The sequence below is a fragment of the Desulfitobacterium sp. PCE1 genome, assembly GCF_000384015.1.
GTDB classification, from domain to species: Bacteria; Bacillota; Desulfitobacteriia; order Desulfitobacteriales; family Desulfitobacteriaceae; genus Desulfitobacterium; species Desulfitobacterium dehalogenans.
Genome location: NZ_KB913023.1, coordinates 3,787,167 through 3,805,562, shown reverse-complemented (window position 1 = coordinate 3,805,562; position 18,396 = coordinate 3,787,167). Strand labels below are relative to the sequence as shown.

Annotated in this window: 14 protein-coding genes; 13 read left to right on the top strand and 1 reads right to left on the bottom strand. The window is 41.5% G+C overall.

The window, feature by feature from the left end; all coding sequences use genetic code 11:
* Nucleotides 1–12: 12 nt before the first annotated feature.
* Nucleotides 13–1,725 carry a cell wall-binding repeat-containing protein gene (locus tag DESPCE1_RS0118935; protein WP_019851355.1) on the bottom strand — a complete coding sequence of 571 codons (1,713 nt, stop codon included), beginning with the start codon at nt 1,723–1,725 and terminating at the stop codon, nt 13–15.
* A 389-nt stretch (nt 1,726–2,114) separates the two neighbouring features.
* Between DESPCE1_RS0118935 and DESPCE1_RS0118930 the strand changes: the two genes are divergently transcribed.
* The 13 genes from DESPCE1_RS0118930 to DESPCE1_RS0118870 all read left to right on the top strand — a co-directional run bounded on the left by DESPCE1_RS0118930 (nt 2,115) and on the right by DESPCE1_RS0118870 (nt 18,396).
* Complete coding sequence (locus tag DESPCE1_RS0118930) at nt 2,115–3,998, top strand: cell wall-binding repeat-containing protein (protein WP_019851354.1); 1,884 nt, start codon at nt 2,115–2,117, stop codon at nt 3,996–3,998.
* A gap of 38 nt (nt 3,999–4,036) precedes the next feature.
* On the top strand, nt 4,037–5,146 hold the full coding sequence (locus DESPCE1_RS0118925) for a TolC family protein (RefSeq protein ID WP_019851353.1): 1,110 nt from the start codon (nt 4,037–4,039) through the stop codon (nt 5,144–5,146).
* A 37-nt stretch (nt 5,147–5,183) separates the two neighbouring features.
* Complete coding sequence (locus DESPCE1_RS0118920) at nt 5,184–6,359, top strand: TolC family protein (protein WP_019851352.1); 1,176 nt, start codon at nt 5,184–5,186, stop codon at nt 6,357–6,359.
* Between the two features lie 201 nt (nt 6,360–6,560).
* Nucleotides 6,561–7,952 carry an undecaprenyl-phosphate glucose phosphotransferase gene (locus DESPCE1_RS0118915; protein ID WP_019851351.1) on the top strand — a complete coding sequence of 464 codons (1,392 nt, stop codon included), beginning with the start codon at nt 6,561–6,563 and terminating at the stop codon, nt 7,950–7,952.
* A 34-nt stretch (nt 7,953–7,986) separates the two neighbouring features.
* Nucleotides 7,987–9,144, top strand: coding sequence for a glycosyltransferase family 1 protein (locus DESPCE1_RS0118910; RefSeq protein WP_019851350.1), 1,158 nt, complete (start codon nt 7,987–7,989; stop codon nt 9,142–9,144).
* A gap of 31 nt (nt 9,145–9,175) precedes the next feature.
* Entirely contained in the window at nt 9,176–10,282 is a 1,107-nt protein-coding gene (locus DESPCE1_RS0118905; RefSeq protein ID WP_019851349.1) for a glycosyltransferase, read from the top strand.
* Nucleotides 10,283–10,362: 80 nt separating this feature from the next.
* Nucleotides 10,363–11,760, top strand: a complete 1,398-nt coding sequence (locus DESPCE1_RS0118900; RefSeq protein WP_019851348.1) for a mannose-1-phosphate guanylyltransferase/mannose-6-phosphate isomerase — start codon at nt 10,363–10,365, stop codon at nt 11,758–11,760.
* Nucleotides 11,761–12,771, top strand: a complete 1,011-nt coding sequence (gene gmd, locus DESPCE1_RS0118895; RefSeq protein WP_019851347.1) for a GDP-mannose 4,6-dehydratase — start codon at nt 11,761–11,763, stop codon at nt 12,769–12,771. It abuts the gene before it with no gap.
* 60 nt (nt 12,772–12,831) lie between these two features.
* Nucleotides 12,832–13,803, top strand: a complete 972-nt coding sequence (locus DESPCE1_RS0118890; protein WP_019851346.1) for a GDP-mannose 4,6-dehydratase — start codon at nt 12,832–12,834, stop codon at nt 13,801–13,803.
* Nucleotides 13,804–13,873: 70 nt separating this feature from the next.
* Complete coding sequence (locus DESPCE1_RS0118885; protein WP_242835408.1) at nt 13,874–14,614, top strand: ABC transporter permease; 741 nt, start codon at nt 13,874–13,876, stop codon at nt 14,612–14,614.
* A complete protein-coding gene (locus DESPCE1_RS0118880; protein ID WP_019851344.1) occupies nt 14,614–15,834 on the top strand; it encodes an ABC transporter ATP-binding protein in 1,221 nt (406 codons plus the stop codon). The genes DESPCE1_RS0118885 and DESPCE1_RS0118880 overlap by 1 nt, the downstream gene beginning before the upstream one ends.
* A gap of 158 nt (nt 15,835–15,992) precedes the next feature.
* Nucleotides 15,993–17,381: a class I SAM-dependent methyltransferase gene (locus DESPCE1_RS22155; protein ID WP_019851343.1), complete on the top strand. Its 1,389-nt coding sequence runs from the start codon at nt 15,993–15,995 to the stop codon at nt 17,379–17,381.
* A complete protein-coding gene (locus DESPCE1_RS0118870) occupies nt 17,374–18,396 on the top strand; it encodes a glycosyltransferase family 4 protein (RefSeq protein ID WP_019851342.1) in 1,023 nt (340 codons plus the stop codon). Before DESPCE1_RS22155 ends, DESPCE1_RS0118870 begins: the two co-directional genes overlap by 8 nt.

Below are 18,396 nucleotides of genomic sequence, written 5' to 3'. Positions count from 1 at the left end.
AGCTTTTTTAGGTTACTTACCAAATAACTTCTTTACTACATCCTCACTGACAACACCCTGAAGTCCAAAGACATATACATCGTCAGTTTGTTTAAGAGATTTAGCGGAGTATTGAGTGGTTACGGATTTTAGATTACTATTATCCACCAGAACGATGGCGGTGGAAAGGTTTGCGGCAAGGGCTGAACCGGAGAGAGCATCGGGAAAAGCAGCACCTGTAGCTATGCATATCGTCGATAAATCAAGATCACTTTCAAATGCCTTAAGGATATTGATATTTCGTTCGTATATATTGTTGCCTTCAATGCGTTCTGAACCAGGAAGCTGATTCTTTACCTGATTACTTATCAGATCCGTCCCGCCTAAGATATAAGTTTTATAAAAACTATTTGAGTTTACAAAGGTTTTTATTGAATCAGGAAAAACACTTTTATCCGTCAATAAAATGGGGATGCCTTTTTTTGCAGCGATAGGTGAAACAGATAAGGCATCTGACCATTCATACCCATTAACAAGGACCAATTCACCTGATGTAGTACCTAATTCCTTAGCTATGGAGACAGAGGTTTCATAGCGATCCTTGCCTTCAAGCCTTTTCGTAATAATTCCCATCGTGTTGAGCTGGTTTTCGATAGCTTTGGATATGGCGCCGGTACCGCCGCAGATAAAGATTTGTGCGGGTTTTAAACGGGTGATTTCATTTAAGGTGACCTGAGGAAGTGTTTTATCTGTAAGTAAAATGGGGGCATTGTATTTCTGAGCTAAGGGGGCAGCGCTTAAGGCATCCGGATAATTATTCCCTGTCGCAAGCACTGCATAGGTCGAACCCGTTGGCCAACCTTCTTTGGAGATTTGAACTGAAGTCTCGTAGCGGTTTGCTCCACCCAGCCTGGTGGCATTAATACCGGTTTCGGTTACGGTGACATTACATATGGCACTGGATGAACCATCGGAGGCAATCGCTGTAATCACAGCACTTCCCAGAGTTACTCCGGTTATGACCCCTCCCGATACGGATACAATACCGGGATTGGAAGATTGCCATATTATATAGGCATTATAGGGAAGTGGGGGAGATGCAGTTGCGATCAAGGTTTGAGATTCTTTAACAGCCAGTGTAGCGGTGGTTTTATTTAATGAGATGGAAGCCGGAGCGTCAGTGACTGTGATCATACAGGTTACGCTGTTGGAACCATCGGCTGCTGTGGCAGTAATCAACGCCGTCCCAACCTTTTGAGCCATCAATACACCATTAAATACCTGAACAATTTCGGTGTTTGAGGATGTCCAATGAACCGCCTGGCTGGGTGAAATAGTGACAGTTAAGGTCTCTGTAGAGCCGACGGTCAATGTGGAAGATGTCTTGTTGATTTTCATATCCGAATCAGGCTTCTTGACAATAACGAAACATGAGGCATAATTGCTGTTTGCCGAGGGATTTATAGCGTTGATATAAGCGGTTCCTTCACTGAGCCCCATGAGCACACCATTGAACACTTTAACGACATTGGGATTGGAAGATATCCAGGTTATGTTTTTGTTAGGTGCATCTGAAGGAAGAACCGTCGCGGTCAAAGTATCTGTTTGGCCTACGGTAAGCACGATTGTGCTTTTATCCAGACTAACTGAAGTTGTACCTGTATTCGCCGATACGGGAATACTTACGGACAGAAGTGAGAAAATCAGCACCAGGCAGAGTAAAGACATTGAATATTTTTTTTTCATGAAAATCCTCCTTGTATTTGGGTCAGAAATATCTCCATATCTCTCATTTTGAAGATAATTGCGATGCCAGGATCGTTTCTATACAATATAATTAACTTACCCTTTGCGTTTAAAATCCCCCCTCGATTCCCCTGGATTTTACCATGTCAATATATCACCGCAGCCCTTATAAAACGACGATATCACGATATAATGTAAGTTCTACGTTAAATAGTTAAATCCTTCAAAAACCGACACATTTATGCGGTTAACCAAGGCAGTCTGCCACTGGCTTCTGTGACAAGATATGTATGTTGCAAATGAACTGGAATTTAAGTATGATAAATAGGTAATGTACATAATTTGTGATCTTTTTAATAAGAGTATATAAGTAAAGGAATGGTAAAATCATGAAAAGATTTTTGATTATAGCAGTTGCTGCTATAATGCTATTGTTAAATTTTTCGCCAAGTGCGGATGCGGAAACGATAGCGACACGTTTGTCTGGCGCTGATCGCTACCTGACTGCAATCGAAGTCAGTAAAGACGGCTGGCCCACGGGAGCAGATACGGTGATCTTAACCACCGGAGAGAATTACCCGGATGCCTTGAGTGCAGCCCCTTTAGCTGGAAAACACAATGCCCCGATACTTTTAGTCAGTTCGAAAGGCATGAGTCCGGAAACATTAAGTGAGGTTAAGCGCCTTAAAGCCAAGAAGGCTTATATCGTAGGGGGAACAGGGGTTATCCCGGCCAGCGTTGAAAGTCAGTTGTCTACCAACAAAATATCGGTGACTCGCATCGCAGGCAAAGATCGCTACGATACATCTATGGCCGTAGCCCGATCAGTGGGGATGAGCAAAGGAATCTTTATCACTTCAGGACATAGCTTTGCAGATGCTTTATCGGTAGCTCCGATAGCTGCTGCGGAAGGAATGCCCATTATCACCGTACCTAAGGATGATCTTACCACGAGCCAGCAATCCTATTTTACCAGAGCAAAAGAAGTAAGGACGATCATTGTCGGGAGCAAAAGTGAAATCCCTGATAAAATTCGCGGACGGTTTTCATCTGCGGAAAATATTGAAGGGGCTGATCCGTATACCCGCAATATTGCTCTGCTGCAAAGTTTCGGGGACAGCTTAAACCAGTCCACGATTTTTGTCGCTACTGGGCAGGCTTATCCTGATGCATTGTCTGCAGGAGCTTATGCCCAAAAGGAAAAAAATCCGGTGATTTTAATCCAGGGAAGTAACATTCCCCTTTCTGTAGAACGCTACCTTTCGATGAATGCTGTTAGCGAGATTAAAGTCTTGGGGGGAGAAGGGGTCATCTCTGCAAGCGCGGCATCTCAATTAACGAGCTTGACGCCTATGATTACAGAAGTCAGGAGCTTATCCGTGACAGTTCAGGAGAACCAGAATTATGAGCCTCCCCGGACCGTTGAGGCGAAAACGGATAAAGGGAACTGGGTTCAGGTGCCGGTGGACTGGAACCTGGACAATGTATCGACCAAAGAAGCGGGGACTTATTACTACAGTGGGAAAGTCGCTGGCTTTACCGGGTCAGTGGAATTGGCTTTGACAGTTGAATCAGCGCCGACAGCTGCCGATTCTTTGACCGCTGAAATTATATTGGGCAACAATTACACTCTGCCGGAAAGGGTGACGGTTACGTTTAGTGACAAGAGCACCAAAGAAATGCCGGTGAAATGGAGCTCAAACCCTACTGTAAGCAATTTGAATAAGGTAGGAAGTTATAATTTCCAAGGAGAAGTGGAAGGTACAGACCTTAAGACCAGTTTTAACCTGAAAGTTTCAGAAGATAAAGCAGTTGATTTTAAGAATTCCCATCTTGAGTGGACAGTGAGAGTTGCGGTAGGCAAACGGGATACCCCTCAGCCTGTCTATTTAAGCGATGTATTAAAGCTTACCCATTTGGAGGCCAAAGGACAGGGAATTGACGACTTAACAGGTTTAGAGACATTCACCAATTTGACTTCCTTAGACCTGAGCAGTAATTTTCTTGAGGGAGGGAAGCTGTCGCCTTTGCAGAACCTGAAAAACCTGAAGTCACTGAACTTGGAGTTCAATAAACTGGAACAGATTAGTTCTCTGCAGAATTTAACACAACTGACTTACTTAAAGATTAACTATAATAGGATAAAAGATTTATCGCCGATTAAGAATCTGACGCGACTTAAAGCACTATATATTAAGGGGAATGAAACAGTAGACTTCAGCCCGACTAGAACATTCTATCATCAGCTGAATGAGAAGGATTTTACGTTATAAAATGAATTGGAACTTTCCACTGGCTAGGAGGGAGATTATTGAAGAAAGCAGTAGTATCCATACTGTTAATTGGTACAATGTTAGTAAGCACGACAAGTGCGGTGCAAGCGAATGAAAACAAGCTGGATATCGAAAAAGTAGCGATTAAATCAGTTGAAAATTCCCAGTTTATTCACTCCAATAACCGACAGGTTAAATTTGTCAAGAAGACTTATGAGAATCTTGGGACCGCGGTAAATCAAGCTAAGCAGGGTCTGGTGTTTTTTAATTCTTATGAACTGGTAAAGGTAGTTGTTTTAACTCCAAAGGCGATGGAGAACATGATGACCCAAGTTACCAACGGACAAGCTGTAGTATCAAACTTTGTTCGTATCTCAGCTTACGGAGAATACATTAGCCTCCTTAAAGCGGACTATGCCCTCAATACTCAGGCTGATCTTATGAATTCGCTTTACGAGGACTATAAGAAAGCCCGGATCCAGCGGGAGCAAGGGTTAATCACTCAGTATGAGCTGAGGTTGGCCGAGATAGCTTACGAACAGGCACGCTATAACTATCTTAGTGCTCAGAACAGTAGAGAGTCCGCCATAATGGCGATAAACAATATGATGGGGGAGGATATCTCCAAGAAATATGCTGTTTTACAGGATAATAATATTACCCCGTCTTCTCAAATTAAAACCCTTGCAGAGTACACTGATTTAGCATTGGCGAATCGAGTTGAGATTATCAATAAACAAAATACGCTTGATCTGAAGAAAGAGCAATTTCGTTATGACAGGGCGGGAATGCCTACAGAACTTGATGTACAGCAGCAAGAGTACGAGATTGAGAACTTAGAAAACGAGCTGGCTTTAACGCGAATAGATGTGCAGCAAAATATTAGTGAGCTATATACAGGCGTGGAAAGTGCTATGAAAAAGCTGGAAGCCATGAACTATCTTGCCCAGCAGGCAGAAGAGAATTATACAGCGGCACAAACTTCCTATGAAAATTCACTGATTAGCTTAAATGATCTTAACAACGCCAAAATAGCTAAAGCTCAAGCGGACATTAATCTAAAGGATGCAGAACTGGACACATGGTTAGTGCAGACGACAATGGGTATGGCCTGTAACGCCGGTTATATGCCAACCATATTACAATAATGAATGACCGTAATTAAACGATCTTGGAGGTGCCAATGTGAAAAAATATATCAAATTAGTGGCTCTTGTCTTGATTACCTCGGTAGCTTTTACTACGAGCAATATATTTGCTGATGAGAACCAATCAACGGGCAACAATCCCGCCTCAGCATCAACTACTAAAACTGCAGAAAATGAGGAAGCCATTGCAGATAGTCCGTCAGCAGCTGACAAAGGCGCGACTCTCTCCCTCACCCTTGAGGAAGCTTTAAACTTAATTGAGACAGGGAACAGCTCTCTGAAACTGACGGATAATAAGATAGCTATCTATGAGAAGCAATATGAGCAAGCTTTGGCGCGGCACAATGCTAATTATGCTGAAGTTGATGAAGATTCGGCTAAAGTCAGGAAACTTAATCACAAAAAAGCGCTATGGACTTTGGAAAATGCTAAATATGATCGTGAGAAGCAGTTAAAGGATGTGAAAGTCCAGGTTGCGAATCAGTACCAGAATATTTTGGCTCTTCAGGAGCAAGTCAAGAACTTAAAGCTTCAAATAGATAATGTAGATAAATACATAGAGCAGCTTAAACTTCAAATTAATCTGGGAATGGGCATTGAATCTCAGATTTATGCTTTAAATGCCCAGAGAAGCGGCTTGGAAGCAGCTTTGAAAGCATCTCAAAATAGTATCACCAGTTCTATGATCGCTTTAAAAAAGGATCTGGGAATTGATATCGCTCGTGAGGTGGTATTGAAATCCGATTTGATTGCGTATAAGAAATTTGATGATTCTCAGATTAACGAACGAATAGCTAAAGCCATCGAGAATGATTATGATCTCAAGAGATACGAGCAGGATGTAGAGTTGACTGAAATTGAGTATGATATCGCTTACTACTACTCAAATGGTTCGGCAGATCAGCTGCAAATCAGCGTAGAGGATAAAAAGGCAACCCTGGAGGCCCTCCCGGTGACGAAGGAGGTCGAGCTAAGGAAAGCTTATAATGGCCTGAGGTCCCTTGAAAACAGCATTAAAGCCGCCGAACTGGCGGTGGAAGCGGATATAATCAATATCAAGGTATTGCAAAAGAAGATTGATGCAGGAGTATCCAGCAGCATTGAAATGATTGAGCTTCAGAATAAATTGTTGAATGACCAGTACACTTTATTGCAGCATAAGATTTCCTACATGTCGGCAGCGGCCAGCTTCGAAAATAGTTTGGAAAACTAAGCGGTTTTTGGGAAGGTTATCCAGAACATACAGCCCTGAGGTAAGCTTAAACTTGCCTCAGGGCTGTTGCATGAGTATTGAGATTTAAAGAATCATTATTAATCAAAAAAGAAAGGAAAAGGATTTCCTGTGTAATTGTCGAATAGGAAAGAAGTATAGGAAAAAATAAAGGTACTAAGGACAATTGGCGGAGAGAAAAAGATGATCAGGGAAAACCAAAAGACACTGAATAAGATTCAAGTCATTCTTGATTTGGGAATCGTAGTTGTTGCATTAATCCTGGCTTATGGGCTTAGATTTGCAAATTATGAAGGAACTCATTTAGAGTTTGAAAGTTATGTCCCTACATTGATACTCCTGGTTCCTTTGCATTTTTTCCTCTATTATTTTTTAGGTCTATATGAACCAAGGCGACGGAAGAGCTTATCGTTTGAAGTTGGGAAGATTATACAAGCTAACCTTCTGAGTACCATGATTCTCTTCACACTCCTTTATATTATGAAGGAGATAGACTACTCCCGACAGGTTCTTATCTATTTTGTAGTTCTTACAAGTATCCTAACTATAGCTGAGCGAATAACGCTTAGAGCCATACTCAATAATATCCGCGAAAAAGGATATAACAAAAAACATGTTCTCATTATCGGTACAGGCAGATTGGCTAAAAGGCTGATTATGGCCCTCAAAGAAAATCTCTATCTTGGTTATGAGATCATCGGGATTGTTGATGAAAATACTACAGTGGGTAAAAATCTAGCTGAAGTCACGGTAATCGGAGGAATCAGCGATCTGGAGAACATCATAGAAGAAAGCAAGATCGATGAAATCTTCGTCACTATCAGTACCAGGGAGTATGATGCCTTCAGGAAAATCATCAAAATTTGTGAAAAAAGCGGTGTCCGCACCCAGATCGTTCCGGATTATGCCCGCTTCATCCCGGCCAAGCCTCAGATGGATGAAGTGGAGGGTATTCCGCTTATCAATATACGCCATGTGCCTTTGGATAATTTTTTAAAGGCCTTTGGGAAGAGAACCTTTGATATTGCAGTATCCTTCGTAGGATTAGTTCTGTGTGTACCTTTATTCCTCATCATAGTCATCAGTATTAAACTTGATTCTCCCGGTCCGGTTATTTTCTCTCAGGAGAGGGTAGGGCTGAATAAGAAGAATTTCAGGATGTATAAATTCCGGACGATGAAGGTCCAGTCTGCTGAGGAATCGGACCAGGAATGGACGACAAAAGAAGACTACCGCAAAACAAGGCTCGGCAATGTATTGCGCAAAACCAGCTTTGACGAACTGCCCCAGCTTTGGAACGTCCTTAAAGGGGATATGAGTTTAGTAGGCCCCAGACCGGAGCGTCCTTTTTTTGTAGAGCAATTCAAGGAGAAGATTCCCCGCTATATGGTCAAGCACCATGTGAGGCCGGGGATAACAGGCTGGGCCCAGGTCAACGGCTGGCGGGGGGATACTTCGATTCGCAAGAGGATTGAGTGTGATATCTACTATATTGAGAATTGGACGTTTATGTTTGATTTGAAGATCTTGGTGATGACGGTTTTTAAGGGGTTTGTGAATAGGAATGCTTATTGAACGAAAAAATAATTAGGCTTTTGGAGTATATTTGATGATGAAAAAAGTACTTGTCGATGCAGTTCATCTATTGTCTCCTAAAACGGGTATAGGTAAATATACGTTCGAAAATTGTATCCGTATGCAGAATCTAGCTTCAGAAAAAATCCAGTGGTATTATAATTACGGATATATAAGAGAACAGCTGATAGATGTAGATAATAAGGAGACACCAGACAACAAACACCGTAAGATACAAAGGTTGAAAAACCTGTTAACGAAGTCTTCATTGATAAAATCAGCAGTTAAGACGCTGATTGATTTTTGTCATCGGTTTTCATCTGTGAATTACGCTCTTTACTGGCAGCCTAACATTATTCCTGGCTCAGTGCGAGCAAAAAAAGTTGTGACTACTATTCATGATTTATCTTTTTTGGTTCATCCTGACTGGCATCCTCTGGAGCGGCAAAAATATATGACTGATAGAATCTTCGAGGGCATTAAGCGATCAGATAAGATTATTACAGGATCTTACTTTATCAAAGAGGAGATAATGAAATATGCGGTTTGTGATTCAGATAAAATAGCTGTTATTTATCATGGTATAGACCATCAGACCTTTAGGCTTTATCCTCAGGATGAGCTTAAAGACTTTAAACAGCTTTATTATCTTCCTGATCGTTATTTACTCTTTGTTGGCAGTATTGAGCCACGGAAAAACTTATTAAGGCTATTGCAGGCGTATAAAAGGTATGTTGAATCGAATCAGAAGGCATTGGAGATGATTTTAGTAGGGTTTAAAGGATGGCAAAATGATGAAATCATGCAAATGATTCATTCCTTAAGCGGCAAAGTAAGATATTTAGGCTATCTTAATGACCAGGAATTGGCGTATGTTTATAATCTGGCAACAGTTTTTATCTATCCTTCGTTGTACGAGGGTTTTGGAATTCCTCCTCTTGAGGCAATGGCCTGCGGAACCCCTGTAATTACTTCAAATGCTACTTCAATTCCGGAGATATGTGGAGAGGCTGCTGTGTACATCGATCCTAATGATGAAATAGATATACAACAGAAGATTGAATTATTGGCCACTAGAGAAGATATGCGAAACGATTTTATTCAAAGAGGTTTAAAAAGAAGTCAGGGGTTTACTTGGGAAGCTTCTGCTCGGAAACATCTTGGACTTTTTGAAGAGCTAATGAGCGGATGAGCTGAGAATCTAGTATTTAGGCGGTAGTGTAATGAAAGTGGCGATTGTTCACGAATGGCTGACTAATATGGGCGGCTCGGAAAGGGTTATAAGTGTCTTTCATGAGATCTTTCCGGAAGCTCCGATCTATACAACGTTATTTGAACCGGAGAAAATAGACTTACCCTTAAGAAATGCCGATATCAGGACATCTTTCCTCCAAAGGCTGCCAAAGCCTTTGCGCAAGCACCAGCGATTGCTGCCCTTTATGCCCTATGCCTTTGAACAGTTTGATTTAAGTGAATATGACCTGGTGATCAGCAGTTCACATGCCTGTGCCAAGGGAGTTCTTACACGAGCAGATGCCCTGCATGTTTGCTATTGCTATACGCCAATGCGCTATGCTTGGGATATGTACCATGATTATATTGCACCATTGAAGGGACTTAAACGGTGGTTTGCCATCTGGCAGCTGCATGAAATAAGAATTTGGGATCAGACCAATGCACAAAGAGTGGATCGGTTCATTTCGATCTCTCAATCGGTGGCAAAGCGCATTAAGAAGCATTATAGCGCTGATTCGAAAGTCATAGCACCCCCTGTAAATGTTGCCAGGTTTCGGTATATGGATGACCGAGAGGATTATTATCTGGTTGTATCGAGGCTTGTAGGCTATAAGCGGGTTGATATAGCTATTGAGGCATGTATTCGCTTGAAGAGGAAACTTTTGGTGATCGGGATAGGTGAGGAAGAGAAGCGTCTCAAAGCTCTTTGTGAAGGAAAAGAAAACTGGATTAATTTCCTTGACTGGCAAAGTGAAGAGCAGGTCGTTGATTATTTGGCTAAAGCCAAGGCCTTTTTATTTCCTGGAGAAGAAGATTTTGGCTTAACCATGGTGGAGGCATTGGCATCCGGGTGTCCGGTTATAGCTTATGGGCGTGGCGGTGCGCTGGATATTTTAAGGGACGAAGAAACGGGGATATTATTCGAGGAACAGACTGTGGGTGGAATGGTATCCGCTATTGAACGATTCGAACAACTCAGCGGTCAAAATAAAATGCATTCTCCTGACCTTTTACGCAAGAATGCGGAAAAATTTTCAATTGAAAATTTCAAAGAGAAATTTCTTGAGGTGCTAGACTGTTATAATATGGAATAATAAGCAAATTTGAAAAAATAAAATGAAAACGGTATAATTTTAAAGAATAACCTGAGTGAGAGCATAGACAGGAGGAAGAGATGGTTAATGTAATCCTTTGCGGTGGAAGCGGGACTCGACTATGGCCTGTTTCGCGCAAAATGTATCCGAAACAATTCAATAAACTCATTGGGCACAAAACACTTTTTCAAGAAACAGTACATAGAAATCGCAAGTATTGCCAGGAGACGATTGTCGTCTCCAATGAAGAGCAGTACTTTTTGTGTTTAGACCAGTTAAGAGAATTGAATGTTGCCGATTATCAGTTTATCTTGGAACCTGTAGGTAGGAATACAGCACCGGCGATTGCTTTAGCTTGTTTGGATCTTGACCCGGAAGAATTGGTTTTTGTTACTCCCGCCGATCATGTGATTTCCGATCTTCGGGGCTATGATCAGGCTATAGCAGAGGCGAGAATGCTGGCCAGAGATAACTTTATTGTTACTTTTGGCATCATCCCGGATTATCCGGAGACGGGCTTTGGATACATCGAAAGCAGAGGGTATGATGTTGTTTCCTTCAAGGAAAAACCAGATAAAGCTAAGGCCATTGAATATATCGAGCAAGGCAACTTTTTTTGGAATAGCGGCATGTTCCTCTTCAAGGCGGGAGTTATCGTTGAAGAATTGCAGAAGTATGCTCCGGAAATCTATGCAGAAAGCCAGAAAGCTTTGCTTAAAGCTTATGGCGAAGAATATAAAAAAATACCGCTGGAGGATATGCAAAAGATTCCGGCTGACAGTATTGATTACGCTATTATGGAGAAAAGCAGCAAAATCAAAGTTGTGGCAGCTTCAATGGGGTGGTCGGACTTGGGGAGCTTTGAATCCCTCTATGAAAAGCTTCCTAAAGATAACGATAATAATGCGGTAACCACGCCGAACCATATCAATATTGAATCCAAGGGCAACTTGCTGTTTGTCAGAGATAAAACTGTGGTTACCATCGATATTGAGGATCTGGTTATTGTAGATACCAACGATGCTCTTTTGATCAGTAAGAAGGGTGATTCCCAAAAGGTCAAGGAAGCAGTCGGGATTTTGGAAAACCAGTTGTCTGAGTTGGTGAATGTTCATCAGAACGCTTTCCGACCATGGGGAAGTTACACTGTTCTTGAGGATATGGAACGCTTCAAGATGAAACGAATTGTCGTCAAGCCCGGGAAGAGATTATCCCTCCAGAAGCATTACCACCGCAATGAACATTGGATCGTGGTCTCAGGTACCGCCAAGATAACGATCGAAGATGAGGAAAGGATTGTCAGGACTAATGAATCTACCTATATTCCCATGGGGAAATTGCATCGCCTTGAGAATCCAGGAAAAATAGATCTTGTCCTCATCGAGGTACAGGTGGGTGAATACTTAGGCGAAGATGATATCGTCAGAGTAGATGATGATTACAAAAGAAATGAAAATGGGAGTAAAGGAGAAGCATAGATGAAGAACGCACTTATTACAGGAATAACCGGTCAGGATGGGTCCTATCTGGCCGAGCTGCTGCTGGAAAAAGGATATAATGTCTATGGTGTTATGCGGAGAAAGAGTGTTGTCGACTATGGTAATGTCGAGCACCTAAAAGACAGGATTACCTTTATTTATGCGGATATGACTGACTTAGTATCTCTCATTAATGCCATGAAGATTTCTCAGGCGGATGAAGTATATAACCTGGCGGCTCAATCCTTTGTGGGCACAAGCTGGGAGCAGCCGGTTGCTACGGCTGAAATTGATGCGCTTGGTGTGACCAATATACTGGAAGCAATTCGTACGGTAAAGCCGAGCTGCCGTTTCTATCAGGCGTCTACCTCTGAAATGTTTGGTTTGGTCCAAGAAATGCCTCAGAAAGAAACAACGCCTTTCTATCCAAGGAGTCCTTATGGTGTGGCGAAGCTTTATGGGCACTGGATCACCAAGAATTATCGAGAGAGTTATAATATGTATGCTTGTTCCGGGATTTTGTTTAACCATGAGTCAGAACGGCGGGGACTAGAGTTCGTTACCAGGAAAATTACTGATGCTGTTGCCAAAATTGCAGCCGGTCAACAGCAATGCTTAGAACTTGGCAATATGAATGCGAAGAGGGATTGGGGCCACGCCCAGGATTATGTAAAAGCGATGTGGCTGATGCTCCAACAGGATGGGCCGGACGATTATGTGATCGCTTCTGGGGAGACCCATACGGTCAGAGAGTTCGTGGAACTGGCTTTCGGTCAGGTGGGTAAAGAGCTGAAATGGGTAGGGGAAGGCATTGACGAGCAAGGTATAGATGTAAAGACAGGCAATGTGATCGTGAAAGTAAATCCCACGTTCTTCCGTCCGGCAGAAGTGGAAATCCTCCTTGGCGATCCGTCAAAGGCGATGAAGAAGCTGAAATGGAAAAGAGAAGTATCCTTTAAAGAGTTGGTGGAGAGAATGGTAGCGGAAGATGTAAAGCTATTGAAGGATTAAGGAAATAGAGAAGTTGCTGTAGAGAGTGAATCAGGTAAGCTTAGTAAGCGGGGTGAAAATGTGAAAGCACTGATAACCGGAATAAATGGTTTTGTCGGTGGGTATTTGGCCGAGCGCCTTTTGCGTGATGGTATTGAAGTATGGGGGACAGATCTGAATGAGGAACTCAGTCATAAAAGCTATGATATAAAATACAGGAAACTTGATATCATAGAAGCCTCTGCGGTCGAAACCGTATTAAACCAATGTCGTCCGGATTACATCTTTCACCTCGCAGCCCAGAGTTCTGCCGCTGTTTCATGGAAAAACCCGCAAATGACCATGGATGTTAATATTAATGGGACAATTAATCTTTTGGAATCGGTAAGAAAGCTCAGAGATGAAAAGGCTATTGGAGATAATCAGGAATATGAACCCAGAATTCTTTTGATAGGTTCCAGCGAAGAATACGGATTCGTGGAACAGAGGGATATGCCGATCAAGGAAGAACAAGCTATAGTCCCCGGAAATCCTTATGCTGTAAGCAAAATTGCTCAAACCCTGCTGGGACAAGTGTATGCAAGGGCTTATGATTTGCAGATCGTTGTCGTACGGGCCTTCAATCATATTGGCCCGCAGCAAAGTCCGATTTTTGTGGTATCTGATTTTACCAAACGGATCGCGGAGATCGAAAAAGGGCAGAGGGAGCCGGTATTGCTGGTGGGCAATCTGGAAGCGGAAAGGGATTTTACAGATGTACGGGATATCGTGGAGGCGTACTGTAGTCTGATAGAAAAGGGTAAAGCCGGGGAAATCTATAATGTGGGTTCTGGAAGAGTATATAGAGTTCAATATCTTTTGGATTATCTACTTTCCTGCTCACAGGTGAGTGTTAAAATTCAGCAAGATCCTGCTCGGATGCGCCCCTCGGATGTTCCTGTTATTTCTTGTGATAATAGGAAACTCCAGGAGCTGACGGGCTGGTTCCCTAAACATAAAATTGAGGATACTTTGCGAGAAGTGTTGGAGTATTGGCGGCAGGAGATAGGTTAGTTCTAAATAGGAAGGGTTGTTTAACATTCTCAGAGCATTATGGAGCTATAGACAGTTTATAGGCGGATTGGTGGTTAGGGATTTCCAGAGCAGGTATACCAATTCCATATTGGGGGCCGTTTGGTCCATACTTAATCCCTTAACCCAGATATTGATATATACTTTGGTGTTCTCTCAGGTTATGAGAGCTAAATTACCGGGATTGGATGATACTTTGGCATATAGCATATACATATGCTCGGGAATTATTACTTGGCAGTTCTTTTCCGAAGTTCTCTCGCGTTCAATCAATATATTTATCGAGCAGGGAAATTTATTGAAAAAGGCGAGCTTTCCGCGCTCAACCCTTCCAGTATTTGTATTCTTGTCCGCCGGTATCAACTTTCTTATCATATTTGGGATATTTATAATCTTTCTTACCGTAACTAACAGATTTCCGGGGTTATCGATCATTGCAGTATTCCCATTAGTCATTATTCAAATGGCTCTAGGCGTGGGTCTAGGGACATTTTTAGGTACCCTGAATGTGTTTTTTCGGGATGTCGGTTATGTAATGGGCATTATCCTTCAATTCTGGTTTTGGCTTACGCCAATAGTATATCCTTTTGAAGTAATCCCTGAGAAATTTTTACCTCTTATGGCATTTAATCCACTTGCTGGGGTAGTCAGAAGTTATCAGGAGATATTTCTCACCAATACTTGGCCGGAATGGTTAGCAGTAGTGCCGGCTATCGTATTAGCCGGTGTATTCCTGGTATTAGGATATATAACCTTCTTGAAATTAGATAAGGAAATGGTTGATGAACTTTAATGAGTATGATAGAGGTAAAGAATTTAACAAAAAAATATAAAAAATATCCTGTGCGCTGGAAAAGGATTATAGAATGGATTAGTCGGGATGAGCTTAGGTATCATGAGGAACTATGGGTTTTACGAGGGATTACTTTTTCAATTAGCCCAGGGGAGGCTGTAGGAATAATCGGTCAGAACGGGGCTGGGAAAAGCACTTTACTCAAAATTATGACAGGAACGACAAAACAAACACAAGGTGAATACCATGTCCATGGGAGAGTGTCGGCACTTTTGGAACTGGGAATGGGGTTTCATCCTGAATTTACTGGCAGGCAAAATGTCGGCATGTACGGGCAGATACTCGGAATAGATAAGTCCGAAATAATCCGCTTGATGCCTGAGATTGAAGCTTTTGCAGAAATTGGAGAATATATAGATCAACCGATCAGGACCTATTCGAGCGGCATGGTGGTCAGGCTCGCCTTCTCAGTGGCAACGGCTATAAGGCCTGAAATTTTAATAATAGATGAAGCATTATCTGTTGGCGATGCTTACTTCCAGCATAAATGCTTTGACCGTATTCGTAAGTTTAAAGAAGAGGGAACAACACTGCTTTTTGTCTCTCATGATCCCGCGGCAGTAAAAAGTTTGTGCGACAGGGCGATTTTATTAGATAAGGGCTTAATGGTTCGAGAAGGTACCCCGGAAGAAGTGTTGGATTATTACAATGCCGTGGTAGCTAAATTTAGCCTCGAGTATGAAATTAAACAAAGCAGAGGAGATATTAAAGGAACCGTGACCAGATCAGGTAGTGAACAGGTTACAATAGAAGATGTAAAGTTATTGAAAAATGGAAAAAATATCGCTGTAGTACAAGTTGGTGATAAGATTGAGATTGCGGTTGAATTTGAAGCTCATACTGAGGTAATGAATCCTACTGTTGGAATCTTGCTAAAGGATAGGCTTGGTAACCATATTTTCGGTACGAATACCTATCATCTTGGATTAAATATCGGATTGTGTAAATCCGGTGAAAAAAAGAGAGTAGTATTCTCTTTACCTTTAAATCTCGGGATAGGCCATTACAGCTTAACTGTTGCGGTTCATGAAGAATATAGCCATATGCAAGGAAATTATGACTGGTGGGATCATGCTGCGACATTGCAGGTGATACCGGGAATTGAAGAGCAATTTACAGGTGCGTGTTATCTGAATGCAGAAGTGAGCTTGCTCCAATAATAGTTCAAGGAGAATATCTGAAAAAACGCATTGAAATTCAATAATATGATGAGTATTAGCTAATGTGAGTAAGATTAGTGTATATTATTCAGAAGTGAAAGACGAAGAAATTGTTCGATTGAACATAGGTAGGAAGTATAAATAAGTGAGGAAATATTATGGATTATGCTAGATTAAGTGAGGAATCCTTAGATGAAATTATGAAGAAAATCAGAACTGAAATAGGATTGGGCTCTACTATAAAGACACCTGTTATAAAAGAGGAGAAGAAAGGCATTTCTACTCTAGATAACGACTTTCATATAATTGATAAGTATCTTAATGATGCAATTATCGGAAAGCAGGTAGGGCTCCACAAAGCTCCAATGTATAGGATGCATGGTATAAAGCGCATCCTCGCTCGTCTGGTTGAAAGGGTTTATTTACGTGTAGCAGATTTGACCAACCGGGATGTTCGCGCATTTAATTCAAGAGTTTTGACTATTTTTCATGAGATGAAGAAAAAGTTGGAGTCTCAGGGCGAAGTCATAGAAATTGAGCAGGAACAGCGCCGGTTGATGGAAACAAACATTGACACTTTAAAGACAGAGATGCGAGTTGAAATTAATTCGCAAAAACAAGCTTTAGATGAGCAAGCAAAAATAAATAATGAGAGAAATGAAATAAATGAATTAAGAATACGGGAGTTAACAGAGCAAGCAAAAGTAATTGTCGAGAGAAATATTACTCAAGAAATTAGAATTCGTGAGTTAAACGAGCAGGTTACTATGTTAAAATCTATTGTTCATTGGACTAACAATGCGCAGTTTACCAAGACCTTAGAGAAAAAGGTAGGAAGCTCTCCATTGGACAATCCTGTTTTTTATCATGATTTCGAAGAAAGATTTCGGGGAACCCGCGAAGATATTAAGGACAGGTTAAGGATATATCTTCCAAAAATAACCGAGCATTTTGGAGACTGGGCAAATAAGACTTTTGTTGATATCGGCACCGGGCGTGGTGAATGGATGGATCTGCTTAAGGAGCATGGTGTGAATGATTATATTGGCGTGGATTTAAATGATATACAGTTAAACATTTGCAGAGAGTACGGACATCAGGTGGAGTTTGGAGATTGCCTAGATTACCTCAGAAAACTTCCAGATAGTAGTGTGGACATGATTACTGGATTTCAAATTATTGAGCATCTCCCGCTTGAGGTACTGCTTACACTATTTGCACAATCTTATCGAGTTCTAAAAAAGGACGGCATGGTGCTGTTCGAGACCCCTAATCCTAGTAACATACTTACGGCGGCAACCTATTTCTATACTGACCCTACCCATATTCGTCCTTTACATAAGGACGCTATGCGCTTTTATGCTGAGCGTTCTGGTTTTTCCAGTGTTTCAATCATAGAGGTTAATCCAGCACGGTATTCTCAAACATTAATTAATCCTATCTGCAGTGATGGAAATCAGGAAGTCTGGAATATGAATATTGAGTTGATGAACAACCTTCTTTATGGCGCGCAGGACTATGCGGTAGTGGGGATTAAGCATGAATAAAATAAGAACACTTGCATTTATCTCCAATGCGCAAATGACTGGAGAACGAGGGGGCGCTGAGATCTTTAACGAGCGGATGCTGGAAGCTCTTAAAAACCATGTTCCATATGTTAAACATTTCCCTGTTCCCTGTTCGGAGGAAACCTTTGAGGATATTTTAAAGGGCTATTTAACGTGCTATGATTTAGACTTGAGAGAGTTTGACGGCGTAGTGTCGACAAAGGCTCCAACCTTTGCAGTACAGCATCCTAACCATGTCAGTTATTTAATCCATACAATTCGTGTGTTCTATGATATGTTTGATGAGATTAAGTGTGATTTAAGCAATTATGATAAACGTAAATTGATTCAACACATGGACACTGAACTATTGAGATATCCACGTGTAAAGAAGATTTTTTCCATAGGGCATGAAGTGAAAAATCGATTAGAAACGTATAATGGGTTAACTAGTGAAGTCCTTCATCTTGGAATGACCAAAGAAGGCTTTTATTGTAAAGACTATGATTATATATTTTTGCCTGGACGATTGCATAAATGGAAGCGTGTAGATCTGATGGTGAAAGCTATGAAATATGTAAAGGCTCCCATAAAGCTAAAAATAGCTGGTACTGGGGAACAAATGCAGGAGTTAATTGGAATTGCCGGTGATGACGATCGAATCGAATTTTTAGGTTTTGTCAGTGATGAGATGATGAAGGAACTGTATTCTAATGCGCTAGTCGTTATTTTTATTCCAATTCAAGAAGATTATGGTTTTATTCTTCACGAAGGCTTTACAAGTAAGAAGCCAGTTATCACTTGTACCGATTCAGGTGAACCAGTTCGCTTTATTCGACAGGGGGAAAATGGATTTATCGTTGAGCCTGAGCCCCGGGAAATAGCAAAATGTGTCGATTCTTTGTATGAGAACAAAGAGCGGGCAAAACAGATGGGACAGTGTGGATTTGAGACGATTGCGGATATTTCATGGGATCAAATAGCTAAGGTGTTGTTAAAGGCTTTGGAGGATTAA